The sequence below is a fragment of the Compostibacter hankyongensis genome (assembly GCF_039541075.1).
Classification (GTDB): Bacteria; Bacteroidota; Bacteroidia; order Chitinophagales; family Chitinophagaceae; genus Compostibacter; species Compostibacter hankyongensis.
In genome coordinates this window covers 1157035-1172251 of sequence record NZ_BAABFN010000001.1, presented here as the reverse complement: position 1 = coordinate 1172251, position 15217 = coordinate 1157035, and the positions used below count along the sequence as shown (strand labels likewise).

The 15217-nt window shown below is 52.4% G+C and carries 8 protein-coding genes; all 8 read right to left on the bottom strand.

The genetic code is table 11. The features are described 5' to 3' along the window. Nucleotides 1-2: 2 nt before the first annotated feature. Nucleotides 3-1916 (bottom strand): RagB/SusD family nutrient uptake outer membrane protein, encoded by a 1914-nt coding sequence (locus tag ABD851_RS04795; RefSeq protein ID WP_344976194.1) that lies wholly within the window; start codon nucleotides 1914-1916, stop codon nucleotides 3-5. Between the two features lie 173 nt (nucleotides 1917-2089). Continuing rightward, the gene (locus ABD851_RS04790; RefSeq protein ID WP_344976191.1) at nucleotides 2090-5584 is read right to left on the bottom strand and encodes a SusC/RagA family TonB-linked outer membrane protein; all 3495 of its coding nucleotides are present in this window, start codon (nucleotides 5582-5584) and stop codon (nucleotides 2090-2092) included. A gap of 59 nt (nucleotides 5585-5643) precedes the next feature. Beyond that, a complete protein-coding gene (locus tag ABD851_RS04785) occupies nucleotides 5644-6558 on the bottom strand; it encodes a FecR family protein (RefSeq protein WP_344976188.1) in 915 nt (304 codons plus the stop codon). A gap of 222 nt (nucleotides 6559-6780) precedes the next feature. Continuing rightward, nucleotides 6781-7329, bottom strand: coding sequence for an RNA polymerase sigma-70 factor (locus ABD851_RS04780; protein ID WP_344976185.1), 549 nt, complete (start codon nucleotides 7327-7329; stop codon nucleotides 6781-6783). Between the two features lie 170 nt (nucleotides 7330-7499). Beyond that, complete coding sequence (locus tag ABD851_RS04775) at nucleotides 7500-8642, bottom strand: DUF4998 domain-containing protein (RefSeq protein WP_344976181.1); 1143 nt, start codon at nucleotides 8640-8642, stop codon at nucleotides 7500-7502. A 22-nt stretch (nucleotides 8643-8664) separates the two neighbouring features. Next, entirely contained in the window at nucleotides 8665-9843 is a 1179-nt protein-coding gene (locus ABD851_RS04770) for a DUF5000 domain-containing lipoprotein (protein ID WP_344976178.1), read from the bottom strand. 39 nt (nucleotides 9844-9882) lie between these two features. Then, nucleotides 9883-11787, bottom strand: a complete 1905-nt coding sequence (locus ABD851_RS04765; protein WP_344976175.1) for a RagB/SusD family nutrient uptake outer membrane protein — start codon at nucleotides 11785-11787, stop codon at nucleotides 9883-9885. A gap of 98 nt (nucleotides 11788-11885) precedes the next feature. Beyond that, nucleotides 11886-15164: a SusC/RagA family TonB-linked outer membrane protein gene (locus tag ABD851_RS04760; RefSeq protein WP_344976172.1), complete on the bottom strand. Its 3279-nt coding sequence runs from the start codon at nucleotides 15162-15164 to the stop codon at nucleotides 11886-11888. Between the last annotated feature and the right edge of the window lie 53 nt (nucleotides 15165-15217).

Below are 15217 nucleotides of genomic sequence, written 5' to 3'. Positions count from 1 at the left end.
AATTACCATCCCGGGTTCTGGACCAGGTTCTTATTTGAAATAACCTCATCCTCGCCGATCGGCCACAGGTAATCGCGGGTAGTAAACTGCTGATTATAAAGTACTGTTTCCCGGTAGTAAGAAGCTGCATCTTCCTGGTTGGTATCCCAGCCTGTAATGGGCTGGTTCAGTGTTTTTGCCGCTTCCTTCCAGCGGCGAAGATCCCAGTAACGCTGCCCTTCAAACGCCAGCTCGATGAGGCGCTCGCGGCGGATGATCTCTCTCATGCCCTCTTTGGTGGTATATTTTCCCGGGGAAGTGGAATAGTTCGTCCAGGCATCTTCCACGGTGGGCAGTCCTGCCCTTTCCCGTACCGCATCTATGTACCTGAAGACTTCCTGTCCAGGCCCGGATGCTTCGTTTTGCGCTTCTGCATACAGCAGATACAATCCGGCCAGCCTCATTATGGGCCAGGGATAATCCTGTACGGTATAAGTATTTCCGCTTCCGATCACATTCTGGAAGTTGACCAATTTCTTGGGCCAGTATCCCGTCACCGAATAGTTATTCGGATTGATCACGGAAGCCGGTTGCCCTCTTTTTGCAGATACGAAGAGGAGGTCATTGCTCTTATCATCGAACCGGCCCTGCCCGTACCATATTCCGCCATCAAATCCAAGGTCGGCATAGAAACGGGGTTCCCGGTTATAGTTGAGCGACGCCGTAGTATAACCCGGCTTCAGGTCGTACCGGCTTTCTGTGCCCGGCGTCACGAGGTCGAATCTCTTTTCATAATCCCAGGTTTTGTCTTCCGTAATGGGGACGCCGTGATTGCTGTAAAACTGCTCCACGATCTTGAGCGGAGGAGCCAGGTTCGACAGGGTGCTCTGATTATCCGACCTGTCGGGGTCCAGCCCTCTCGGTGTGCTTCTGGCCTGTATCGTATTACTCGTACTGTTGATATCGCCCCATATCACCTCTGCATTCCATTTTTCACATACCGCATTGCGTATGCTCATTTCCGTTAAGGTGGTATCGGAAAGGTCATATTGAGAAAACTGCGGCTGGTAATAATACAGCTTGTACCCCAACGATTCACAGAGCTCCACGGCTTCCCTGCAGGCCTTGGCGGCTACCTGCCATTTTCCGGGGTCCGGCGCGGCGTCAAAAAGCGGTTTGCCATCCGGTCCGGCAAAGCCGGTATAGTCCGCATTCCCGTTGAACAGCGGGCTGGCAGCCGTCACGAGCACCTCCGCCTTCAATGAGAGATCAATGGCCTTGGTGATGCGGCCCAGCTCGGCGACCTCGTTTTCAATCCGGTCCGGCAGATCCGCGGCCGCCTCGTCGAGCAGCCGGACGATATAGGCTACACAGGTGTCGACCGGTTCCCGGAATAACTGCACAGCCTCGCGGTCGGCATCCACAGGCAGATTCTCCCTGATGAGGGGAATGGGACCGTACATTCGCAAAAGCCAGAAATGATAATAGGCCTTGAGGAACTTTACCTCTGCAATCCAGCGGTTCTTCTCAAATTCTTCCATGTCCGGGACCATGTCAATATTCTCAAGAAAGATATTGCAGTCCCGTATCCCCTGATAGAGATCAATCCCGCCATTCCCGCCGCGCCAGAAGTCGGTGTACGGCTGAACCACTTTCTGATTGCCCCGGGCGATCTGCCAGGCATTGGAAGCGTTATTGGGCGTAAGCCATATCTCATCGCCGGCCACAAAACCGGGATTACCGCCACTTCCCTCGGGAGCGCCGTAATGCGGCATATAGGAATAACAGGTAAACAGGAATTTCTCCGCAGTGCTTCTTGTTCTGAAAGCGTAATCGATGGTGGCGACGTTATCGGGAACCACATCAAGGTATTTATCACAGGCCGTCAATACAACGGATAGCACGACCCAGCCTGTTATGATCATTGATTTTTTCATCCCTTAATATTCTTTTTTTAGTGGTTGTACCCGCCTGCTATAGCTTTGCGGCGGGTAGGTGACTGCGAAGCTGCATCGAGACCTATATAAATCAATTATGAGCGAGATAAACCTCGCACATCATATGATTCGCCGGCTGGCAGATGAACATGCTCGGTTTCATCACATCGGTTTTAAAAGGACAACAATACCCCTGCATTGAATACTTTCTGTACGGGATAGCCCAGCCCGTTACCCGCCATCTCCACATCCCACAGCTTGAAACGGCTCCAGCACAGGGGATTGGTGCTGTTGATATAGATCCGCAGACGCTCCATAAATATCCGGCGGGCGGCTTTTTCCGGCAGGTTATAGCCGATCTCCACCTGCTTCAGCCTCAGGAAGGCTCCGTTGCGCATGAACCAGGTGCTTTGCTGGGTATTGTTTTCATTGAGCTGATCACTCAGCCGGGGCCAGAGGGCGTGCAGGTCGCGATGGTCTTCAGACCAGTGACTGTCTGCATAGGCCTTCAACAGCTGATTACGCGGCTGTTCCGGCAGCGTTTCTTTGTCATACAAGAAAGGAATAAAAGGCGCTGTGGCTTTTGCATTGATCCAGAAGGATTCCCGCCCCAGTCCCTGGAAGAACGCCGAGAAGTCGAAATCCTTATATCCTATCGAAAAGCCAAAGCCGTATACGATTTCCGGCGTAGTCGGATAACCTATGGGCGCCTGATCAAGCGTAGTGATCTGTCCGTCGCCGTTGATGTCGTAATATTTGATATCGCCGCCCCGGACCTCTCCGAAATTCTGCCGGGCCGACCCGCCTACCTCCGCATCATCCACAAACAGGCGTTCTGCAATATATCCCCACTGCTGATTCAGCGAATAGCCTACATGGGATTTCCAGGGAGTAGCTGAATAATCCGGTTCCTCATAGACAATGAATTTGCTTGCAGCATAGGTAAAATTGGCCCTTGCCTGGATCCAGAACTGGTTGTTAAACGAGTGATTATAATCCAGCGACAGGTCAACCCCCTTTCCTTCGGCTTCGCCGGCATTGGTCTGGGGCTGCGCCTGTAGTCCCATGGTACCTGGTGTTTCGGATCTGGGCATCAGAATCTTGCTCCGGCGCTCCTTATAGAAGTCGGCCTGTATGTCCACCTGCCCCAGCAATCCCACTTCCAATCCCAGGTTCGTCTTCTTAGCCACTTCCCAGGTAATGTTGGGATCCGAATAACGGGAGATGGACACGCCCGACCGGGAATAGTCCTTATCCCTGCCGAATACCGCCCCCCGGTTCCCGTCGTCCATGTTTACATTGGACAAATAGAGGAAACGGTCGTTGGGACTTCCAATGGCGTCATTCCCCGTGATGCCGTAAGTACCCCGCAGCTTAAGATTGTTCACGACATGCTTCAGGGGATCCCAGAACTTTTCATTGGAAACGGTCCACGCTACTCCGGCGGACGGGAAAAAGCCCCAGCGATGATTTTTATAAAACCTTTCCGAGGCGTTATAGCCGAAATTCAGCTCGGCGTAATACCGGCTGCCATAGGAATAGGTCGCCCTACCCGCCAGCCCTACATTCCTGGAGGGCAGGGAAAGCTGAAGATTCCCTGCATTCCCCGACAGGCTCTGGCGCACCATAAAAACTAATGTACCGCTAAGAGAATGTTTATCCTGAAGCATACGATTATAGTTCAGGGCCGATTCGGAGTAGAAGCTCGAGCTGACCGTTTTCTCCCCTTCTTTATAATCGATATATTCGGTGCCGGAAGTTTCGTTAAGCAGATCAAGCGCATAGGTGCCGGTCTGCTTATCATAAGCGCTGGCCTGATAATAAAACGGAGCATATTGGCGGGTGACATCGAAATAGGCGCTTTTCTGAACATTCAGCATGGTGCGGGCAGAAAGTCCTTTCGTAAGGAAATTGAGATCCTGATTTATCTGGAACTGTGCGCTGATATTCGAACGGGAATAGTTCTTGTAGCCTTTTACCATCTCCGCGTAGGGATTAAGATAGTATCCGCCGCTACCGTCATCGTAGTTGCCGAACATAATATGTTTTACGTAACGATGCTCTTCGTCTACCGGATAATAAGCCGGGAACAGCACGGGATCGGTGCGCATCACCTTCTTATAAAGATCGGCTCCTCCGCTGATCGGACCCGTATAGTCGTCAAAGACACCGCTGAGCCGGAAAGTCAATGCGGTAGATTTGCTGATGTTCACGCTCACATTGGTCCGGAGCGTATAGCTTTTAAGATTTACATTGCTGTTAAAATTATTCCGGTGATCCACCCGCAGCATACCATTATCCTGATTGATGGAGCCGGCCACATAGTAACGGGCCACCTGGCCGCCTCCGCTTACGTTGAGGTTGGCCCGCTGGTTCATCGTATAATCCTTGAAGAGCATGTCGCGCCAGTCTGTAGCGGGATAGGCATAGGGATTGGTGCCGGCGATGGTATTATCGATCTTCTGGTCCATGTACGGCAATTCCCCGAGGGGGTCGCGCGTCCGTACAGCTTCGTTTCTAAGCCTCATATAAGTGACGGGATCTGCCAGCTCCACATTCCGCGTAGGGGTTGACAGGGAATTTTCCAGCCGCAGCGAGATGGAGGCTTTACCTTCCTTTCCTTCCTTGGTAGTGACCAGGATCACGCCGTTGGCCGCACGGCTGCCATAAAGCGAGGTGGCCGTCGCGTCTTTCATAATAGAGAAGCTGGCGATATCGTCCGGCTGCAACCGGGCCAGGTCCGTAGTAGTTGTCTCGATACCGTCGATAAGGATCAGCGGATCCTTCTTATAGCCGAAGGTGGTAACGCCCCGGATAAAGAAGTCGGCATTGTCCTCTCCGGGCTCGCCGCTGCGCTGATAGGCGATCACCCCTGCCAGACGGCCGGCGAGGGCTGTAGTAAGATTACTGGCCGGCACCTTCAGCTCAGCGGGGTTAATGGTTGTAACGGCCCCGACGACATCGGCCTTCTTCTGGGTACCAAAAGCCACTACCACCGTTTCGCCCAGGGTATTGGATGCCGGGAGCAACCTGATGTTGATCTCTGTCCTTCCGGTAACCGAAACCTCCTGCCTGTCGAATCCGACCATGCTGAACACCAGGACGACGCCATCCGGTACTGCCTTGAGGATATACATTCCGTTCAGATCCGTGGTGGTGCCGATGGCGGGGGCATCCTTTACGGATACGGTAACCCCGGGCAGCGGCGCTCCGCTGCTATCCGTAACCTGACCGCGAACTTCCACGGCAAGATCCGCATCAGAGAGCACGGCACGCACCCCGGAGAGGGAAGGTAAAGCCGGGCTTGTCTCTTTCTGATGATAGATCAGAATGCTCTCCCCGGCATTGCGGAATGTATAGCCGGTACCCTGCAGCAGGCTGTCCAGCACATTTCCCAGGCGGGCGTCAGAAAACTGTGCTGCAGGCACCCGGATACGCCGCATCTCGGTATTGTTAAAGGTAAACTCTACTCCGGTCGCCTCCCGGAGCTCTTTTAGTACTGCTTCCAGGGAAGTGTCCTTTATCCCGAGTGTTATTTTCTTCCCGGAAAGCGCTTGCTGGCTGTAACCGGCCTTAGCGGGAAGGGTTGCGGCCGTCATAAATAATACACCTACCACAATCCATCCGGCTCTGATCCATGTGGTCTGGTTCAGGTAAAATTGTCTCATGCCTTTATCTGCTGTTTTTGTATGCTGCAACGGCTTCTGAGTAAGAAAAGCCGTTTAGTTCACTGTCCGCTGCAACCTCCTCCGCTGATGACCACCTCCCCGCTCTCCCGGTCAATACGGTACCCGATATGCTGTATATCGCGTAGCATGCGCATTACTTCTTCCAGGGGCATATGCGTATTAAACCGTATGCTGCTTTCACATTCCCTAAAAGCGGCTTTGTCATATACCAGCTTCATGTTGTATGCATTTCCGATGGCCAGGGCAATGTCATCGAAATGCGCGGCACGAAGGATGACGTCTCCATGCTGCCACTGCACCGTTTCCTCGGCCTTCACCGGCGCCGCAACCGTATGATGCTTCGCCTTATCATATATGATCTCTTCGTCGGGCTGCAGTATCCCCAGCTTTTCCCGTCCCGTGCTTACCGATACCTTCCCCGTTATGACCGCCACCTTTACTTCGCGGAGGGATTTATAGGCTTTCACCCGGAAAGAAGTTCCGAGCACACGCGTCTGCAAATCCGAAGAACGGACGATAAAAGGAGCCGAGGGATCGGATTTTACCGAGAAAAAAGCTTCTCCCTCTTCCAGCCATACTTCCCTTACGCTGTCAAAAGCGGCCGGATACCGCAGGGTGCTGGCCGCATTGAGCCAGACCACCGATCCATCGGGAAGCTTCAGCTCCCTGACCTGGCCGGCAGGAACCGTCACCGTAATGTATCCGCCGGCAGCGCCGTCGTGACGCAGCCACAGGAACCCGGTGAATGCGGCGACAAGCAGCAGCAAAGATGCGGCGGCAAGCAGATAGGGATACATCTTCCGTCCGCGTGCAGGGTCACGGGCTTCATAAAAGCCGGTGGCTTCCCTGATCCGCTCAAGGATATCTTTTCCGACCGCAGCCCTCTCCTCTTCGGAACCATCATCGTCCGGTCCTTTGTGCAGTCCGAATCTTCTGTACAGGCGTTTGCTCATTGTTCTTACGGGTATTTCATACAGATACAAACCTCTATGCGGTATAAACGGCTGTATTACACAACAGCACTATACAAGACGAGGCCCATCCTATCCGCTCTCCGGTTTAGGGAACGGCAGGAAAAATCACATGATTTGGTATAAAGACGAATGAGAAGGCGAACGGGAGTATGGGTGTAAAAAATTTTTCTGTCGCTGCCCCGCCGGAGAGATATACGGATATTACAGCGGATACTCGCGCAACTGAAGACGCTTAAGCGCGTTGCTGATCTGTTTCTTTACCGTTTTCACGGAAATGGAGAGGTGATCCGCAATTTCCTGATGGGAGAGCTGTTGCTGCCGGCTCAGCAGGAAGACCTCCCGCATGCCTTCGGGCATGCGTTGTATGCGAAAATGCAGATGTCGCTCAAGTTCCCTGCCATCGAGATAGTCAGATACCGGGTCATCTGCAAAGCTGCCGGTCGTATGCAAAAGCTCGGCCTGCACCTTCCGCTGAACAGCCTGTTTCCGTTCCATATCGATGAACTTGTTCTTCAGCACAGTATAGAGGTAGCCTGAAAAATTGGCCCGGATGGTCAGCTCATGCCGCCGGCTCCACAGCATGACGAAGATGTCCTGCACTACGTCTTTGGCGGCTTCCTTATCCCGCAGTTTCTGGCAGGCGATATCGTAGATCATCTGCCAGTACCGCTGATACAGTTCCTCAAAAGCCGCACGGCTGTTCCGGTGCTTTAGCTGATGGAGTAATACTATGTCGGGCAGTAGCTTCAATAATCGTTTATGTTTATCGGCTCAAAAGTATAAATTACCTTTAAAAAAGCAATCGTTTGCATTTAAATTAAATCTAAAGCAATTGGCAAAAAACAAAAGATGTTGGGAATACTCCGTAAAAAAAGTCCGGCGCTGAGACCGGACTTTTCGTTTTCTACTCCCGAGACTTTTTATCGGCTGTAAACACCTACTTCTCCTACCACTATATTCTTCGTATCTCCCGAAGGTTCGTATGCAATCATTTTAAAGTACCTCAGCTGCTGCATTTCCGGGAAATCGAAAAACTGCTGGGACGCTTCCTTCTTGACCGTAAACCGCCCCATGGAAGTCCACGCCGAACCGTCTTCACTGATCAGCACCTCGATATCTTTTGGCGTTTCGACACGGTTGGAAACAGTAAGGGTAAATCCGAAAATATTTTCTTTCACCTCTCCCATATCGACCGTGATATCATGCGGATAATCCAACTGCGGGGATATCTGGTTTATCCAGTTTGTAGCAGGGTCGTTATCAATCGCTCGCTCCGGCTTCCGTCCATCTCCGCTCCGCTGGTCATAGCTGGAAGCGGTAACGGTCCATCCTGTCTTGGGCAGCTCTATGGGCGGCCCGAGCACCTTTACGCTGGTATATGGAGTATAAAAGGTGTCCAGTGAAAGCGAATCCGGCAGGAAGAGAGTGTGATACCGGTAGTTGGTTGAAGCGTCAAAATCATAATCCAGGATAATAGTGCTGTCCACATCCGGCAACACATGAATTTGCCGCTCCGCGCCGGTGGTATCGGTATAGATCAGCTCAGAACCCAAAGAGGTAATATCAGCGGGATCGCTCCAGGCTATCTTCAAGCTGTCATCGGCAAAATAAGAGGTCTTGGTCAGCCGGGGAAGCAGGGTGCTGACATAGACTTCTCCGTAAGAATGACCTACACCGCTCACCGGTACCGACTCATTGCCTTTATCATCATAGGTAATGATGTCAAAAGAATAGGTACCTTCGGGCATATCAGGGAACATTACCCGAACGGTATCCACTCCGGGCCCCTTCTGCTGGATAGGCACCTCCTGGGAATCGGAACGGTTGTTCCAGTAGATCATGGCCCTGGTGAGGGTAGGATCCGATAAAACGAGCCATTCAAGCAGGATTCTTTCTTTTCCGGAATGCACCCGGAGGGAGTCCGCTCCTTCCGGATATACGATCTCCCCGTCTTTCCAGAAATCCTTATAGGTATCGTCCATCTTGCTGCAGGCGGACAGTAAAGCCGTCAGAAGAAATATAGCCATTAGGCCATAACGCGTATATTGATAAAACTGCTTCATATTATTTTTTTTGGAAGATGGATTATTGAGTGTTACCCCAGAAGGTGAGTTCGGCAATATAGATATAGTCCGTACCCCAGGTCTGCAGGGTTTTAAAGCGCAGGTATCTTACTTTGGGGATATCGGGGCCGAATTCAAAGTCCTCTCCATCCACGCAGGCATACTGTATATCCTCGGTGGTGGGCGTAGCCTGCCCGGAAGGCTTTATGGCTTCAAAATGGCCCAGCAGCACCCAGTTATCCCAGCTGCCGTCAGAGCTCGGATCATTACTTCCCCAGATTTCAAAGATCTTGGGATCTCCGGAATAAAATGCGCCATCGGTACCTGCGCCGCTCCCCTTTCTGTGATAGAATTTAAACCGGCTCAGACGGGCGGAAACGCCCATATCGAAAGTAAACCACTGGGGAAGGCCGGTGCTTGGCTTGGTATGAAAGGCATTTCCGCCGTTCCAGTTGTCATCCCAGATATCGCTCATCCCGGTACCACAGCAATGTTGCGTATAAGTATCGGTGGGCAGGTTTGCGGCTTTGAATTTCGTCTTGTCCATTTCTTCCTCGAACAGCGGCGTCACTTCGGTGTAAAGGGTATCCGAGTGATTATTCCAACGGTCCCGGACAAAGACGCCAAACTTTCTCGGCTTGTCCTCAAAGCCCCTGGCGGCAAATACGCCGCTGTCCCGCTTCGTATAATATACCTCGGCGGGATACAGGTCTCCTAACGAATCAGGGGTCAACACTGTAAGCACAATATCCGCTTCGCTTTCGTTTTTAAATCCCACACTCAGCCCCCCGAAGGTTTCCTTTAACGCCAGGCTGCGAAAGGCGGTGGTTATCGGCGGGGTAAGCGGCTTCACCTTTATGGTCAGGGGTTCGGATGCTACTTCCCCACGGGTTACGGTATACAGCTTCACCTCATACTCCGAGGTATCCGGGAAGCCCTGTATGGTAAGGCTGTTGTTATAATAGGAAGATTTTACCTCCAGCTCGGTTCCTTTCCGGATCTCATAGAGCGCCTTGACATACAACAGATTTTCGCTCTTGGGCACATTGTAAGATATCTTGGCCCCTCCGGGAAGGTTCTTGATATGCACGTTGCTGACCTGATCCGGAACGGCGTCATTCTTGTTGACGGGGGTCATTTTTTCGTCGCCCTGGCATCCTGCCAGCAGGATCATGACGGCAATCAGTAAATATTTATACATGGCGGTTGTATTATCAGTGATTAATCGGCTATATACTTATTACCATCCGGGATTTTGTACCAGCTTGCTGTTGGCCAGGATGGTGTTCTCATTCAGCGGCCAGAGATAATCCCGGGTCGTAAAGGTCTGGTTAAAGATGAGCCGTTGGCGGTAATACCCGGCCGGTTCGGACTGATCCAGGTCCCAGCCCGTGATCGGCTTGTTCAGCTCCGTAGTCGCTTCCTTCCAACGACGCAGGTCCCAGTAGCGTTGTCCTTCAAAGGCCATCTCGATAAGCCGTTCCTGGTGGATGATGTCGCGCATGCCTTCCTTGGTCGTATACTTGTTTGGGTTCCGGGAGTAATTAGACCAGGACTCCGCCACCGAAGGGAGACCCGCCCGCGCACGAACCGAGTCAATATATTTATAGACTTCTGCTCCCGGTCCACTTACTTCATTCTGCGCCTCGGCATAGAGTAGATAAAGATCGGCCAGCCGGATCATCGGCCAGGGATAATATTGAACAGTATAGGTGTTGCCATCGCCGATCACATTGTTAAAGTTCACCAGCTTCTTGGCCGTATATCCGGTGGTGGAATAGGCCGCCAGGTTGATAGGCGCAGCAGGCTGCCCTTTCTTGCTGGAAACATACAACAGATCGGAGCCTTTGTCATCATAATGACCCTGTCCGTACCAGATACCCCCGTCAAAACCCAGATCGGCATAATAACGCGGCTCCCGGTCGAAATTCAGCTGGGCAGTGATATAACCTTCCTTTAGCGTATACTTATCGGTAGAATCTGCGGTCCGCAGTCTGAAACGGCCTGCATAATCCCAGGTCTTGTCTTCCGTAATGGGTACGCCATGATTGCTATAGAACATCTCGGCGATCTTCAGCGGGGGGGCAAGGCTTCCGCTCGTACCCGAATTGGAAGATTTAGCCGGATCAAGACCGCGGGGCGTGGCGCTGGCCTGTATGCTGGTAGCCGGGCTGTTGGTATTACCCCAGATGATCTCGGAATTCCATCTTTCGCAGATCGCGTTGCGGATGTTCATCTGGATCATGGTAGTATCCGACAGATCGTACTGCAGCAGCTGGGGGTTATAGTAATACAACTTATAACCGAGCGACTGGCAGAATTCTACAGCCGTTTTACAGGCCGCCGCGGCCTTTTCCCACTTGGCAGGATCGACCGTGGTATTGAAGAGCGGCGTTCCGTCCCGATTGGCAAAACCCTTATAATCCTGATTTCCGTTAAAGAGCGGGCTGGCCGCTGTAACCAAAACATAGGCTTTGAAGGACAGGTCGATGGCCTTGGTGACGCGGCCCAGCTCTGAAGCTTCGTTATCGATCTTGTCCGGGAGATCCGAAGCCGCTTCGTCCAGCAGCTGCACCACATAATCAAAACAGGAATCGACCGGAGAACGGGGTATTTTCACTTCATCCGGGCCGGCCGATACCGGCAGATTTTCCTTGATCAGCACGATAGGACCGTAGGAACGCAGCAGCCAGAAATGATAATACGCTTTAAGAAATTTCACCTCTGCTATCCAGCGCTTTTTTTCATAATCGTCCATATCCGGTACCAGGGCGATGTTTTCCAGAAAGATGTTGCACTGCCGGATGCCTTCGTAAATATCATTGGCTCCGGAGCTACCTTGCCAGTAATTCATATAAGGATTCACGACCCGCTGGTTCCCGCGCGCGATCTGCCAGGCCTGCGTAGAGCTGGTCGGGGGCAGCCAGAGCTCATCCCCGGCCGACAAGGCCGGGTTGGAGGCAAAGGTGCCCAGATCCGGCACATAGGAATAGCAGGTAAACAGAAAGCGCTCCGCCGTGCTGCGCAGGCGAAAAGCGTAGTCTATGGTCGCGATATTATCCGGGATGATATCGAGGTATTTATTACAGGCCCCGAACATACCCGCAAGGAGAACGAACAGAGAGATTTTTATCGTCTTTTTCATCTGTTAATATTTATGTTTTAATGGTCAGATGGAACCTCGCATATGAACATCTGCCTGTGCGATATCTATTGTCTTGCTCGGTTTCATATATGCACAGTTTAAAAGGAAGCCAGAACACCGATGTTAAACACCCGCTGTACCGGATAGCCGAGACCGTTACCGGCCATTTCCACATCCCAGAGCTTGAATTTGCTCCAGCAAAGCAGGTTGGTACCGCTCAGATAAATCCGGAGGCCTTTCATGAAAAGGTGCCGGGCTGATGCAGGAGGCAGGTTGTAACCGATCTCAAGCTGCTTGAGTCGCAGGAAAGCACCATTGCGCAGGAACCAGGAGCTGCGCTGGGAGTTGTTGGCATTCCCCATTTCGGTAGTGCTCAACCGCGGCCAGAGCGCATACAGGTTTCGGTTTTCTTCGGACCAGTGACTGTCTGCATAGGCCTTGAGCAGCTCGTTCTGGAGGTGTACACCAACCAGCTGGTTATTATCTTTCTCACTTTGATACCGGAAGGACACAAACGGCGCGGTAGCTTCTGCATCGATCCAGAAGGACTCCCGTCCTGTTCCCTGGAAGAAAGCAGAGATGTCAAAGTTTTTATACCCCATGGAAAAACCGAAACCATAGGTGATCTCGGGAGTAGTCGGGTAACCCAGGGGTACCTGATCCAGCTCGGTGATCTGTCCGTCCCCGTTCACATCGCGGTACTTCAGGTCGCCGCCGCCGTATTCTCCGAAATTCTGGTGCGGAGATTTGAGGGCTTCCGCATCATCCACGAACATGCGTTCGGCCAGATAACCCCATTGCTGGTTGAGGGAGTACCCGATATGGGATTTCCAGGGAGCATCCTGGTAATCATATTCTTCATAGATCAGGAACTTGCTGGCCGCGTAGGTAAAGTTCGCGCGACCTTGCACCCAGAAGCTGTTGCTGAAGGATTGGTTATAATCCAACGAAAGATCTACCCCTTGTCCCTGGGCTTTCCCGATATTGGTCTTGGGCTGGGCGGAAAGACCCATTTCCGCCGGTGTGGATACGCGGGTCTGGAGAATATTGCTCCGTACTTCCCGGTAAAAGTCGGCCTGGATGTTCCACCGGTCCACGATCCCTATTTCCAGACCCAGGTTGCCGCGGGTAGCCTTTTCCCAGGTGATATTGGGATCGGAATAACGGGATACGGAAATGCCTGCTCTGCTATAGCTATTATCCTTTCCGAACACTGCCCCCCGGTTGGCGTCGTTCATATTCACATTAGAAAGGTACAGGAAGCGATCTTTGGAATCACCGATGGCATCGTTCCCGGTCAACCCGTAGGTAGCCCGGAGCTTCAGGTTGGTGATCTTATTTTTCAGCGGTTCCCAGAATTTTTCATTCGAGATCGTCCAGGCTACACCGGCAGAGGGGAAGAAACCCCAGCGATGGCTTTTGTAAAAACGCTCAGAAGCATTGTAGCCGAAGTTGAGCTCCCCGTAATATTTGCTCTCATAAGAATAGGTGGCACGACCGGCCAGCCCTACGTTCCGGAAGGGAAGCGAGCTTTGCAGATCGGTGGCGTCGCCGGTCAGGTTGTTCCTTACCATAAACACCAGCAATCCGCTCAGGCTATGTTTGTCCTTCAGCGTACGGGCATAATTCAGCGCCGATTCAAAATAAAAATTGGAAGCCACCTCTTTCTTGCCGGGGTCATAGCTCAGGTATTCCGTACCGGTCTCTTCGTTGAGCAGGGACAGCTTGTAGCTGTTTTCATATTTGTTATATCCTCCTGCCTGGTACCAGAATGGATCATAGGCACGGGCCACCTCGAAGTAGGTATTCCGCGTCGTATTCAGCAGTCCGCGGATACTCAGCCCTTCCGTCAGGGAAGAAAGATCCTGGTGAAGCTCGAACTGGGCAGACATGACCGAACGGGTATAATCCTTATAGCCCCTTACCATATCGGCATAAGGATTCAGGTAATAGACGCCGCTCCCGTCATCATAGTTCCCGAACATGATATGTTTTACATACTGATGCTCGGCATCCACCGGAAAAAAGGGCGGGAATAAGGTAGGATTGGTCCGCATGATGTTCCGGTATACCTGGGTTCCCCCATCGATAGGACCGGTATAATCATCAAAGTTGCCGCTCAGCCGGATGACCATTTCGGTAGATTTGGTCAGATTCACATTCACATTCGAGCGCAGCGAATAATTCTTCAGCTTGATGTTATTGTTAAAGTTGTTCTGATGGTCAACTTTCAGGACGCCGTTATCCAGGTTATAGGAGCCGGCTACATAGTACCGTGCTACCTGGCCGCCTCCGCTTACGTTCAGGTTGGCCCGCTGGTTCATGGTGTAATCCTTCATCAGGGCTTTCCGCCAGTTGGTGGCCGGATATACGTAAGGGTTGGTACCGGCAATGGTATTATCGATCTGCTGATCTGTATAGGGAAGGATGCCCAGCGGATCGCGGGTCAGCACGGCCTCGTTGTTCAGCTTCATATAGGTGACGGGGTCGGCCAGTTCCACATTGCGCGTAGGCGTGGAAACCGAGTTTTCCAATCTGACCGAGATGGACATCTTCCCTTCCTTCCCTTCCTTGGTGCTGATCAGGATCACCCCGTTGGCTGCACGGCTGCCATAGAGCGAGGTGGCCGTGGCATCTTTCAGGATGGAAAAGGCGGCGATATCATCCGTTTGCAGGCGGGCCAGGTCGGTAGTGGTGCTTTCGATGCCGTCGATCAGGATCAGCGGGTCTTTTTTATATCCGAAGGTGGTGACGCCGCGGATGAAGAACTCGGCATTGTCCTGCCCCGGTTCCCCGCTGCGCTGGTAAGCGATCACGCCGGACAGGCGACCGGCCAGGGCCGTAGTGAGGTTGCTCGCGGGCACCTTCAGCTCTGCCGGGTTGATGGTAGTCACCGCGCCCACCACGTCGGCTTTTTTCTGGGTACCAAAAGCCACGACCACCGTTTCACCCAGCGTGTTGGATGCCGGCTGCAGCTTGATATTAACGGAGGTCCTGCCGCTCACCGGTACTTCCTGTTTGTCGAAGCCAACCATGCTGAAGATCAGCACCGCATTATCCGGTACGACCAGGATGTAACGACCGTTCAGGTCGGTAGTGGTACCCACGGTAGGTTTGTCTTTTACGGAGACGGTCACCCCGGGCATGGGCGCTCCGCTGCTGTCGGTAACAAGCCCCCGGACTTCCTTATCCGGCAGCAGTACAGCGGGCAGAGACATCTTTGCGGGGGAGGATGTGGTATGCATGCCTCCGGCATCAAGGGCCGGAAGCCGGACGGCAGCGCGACCGGCAAATGCCTGCAGAGAGGCGAGGCAACAGACACAGCAAACAGAGAAGACGACGTAGCGTAAGCTTCTCCCGAAGTAGACTTGCGTCATAAGCATGGAGTTTTTGTCAAATAAATAATAATAAAAGGTAAAGACCGGGCAGG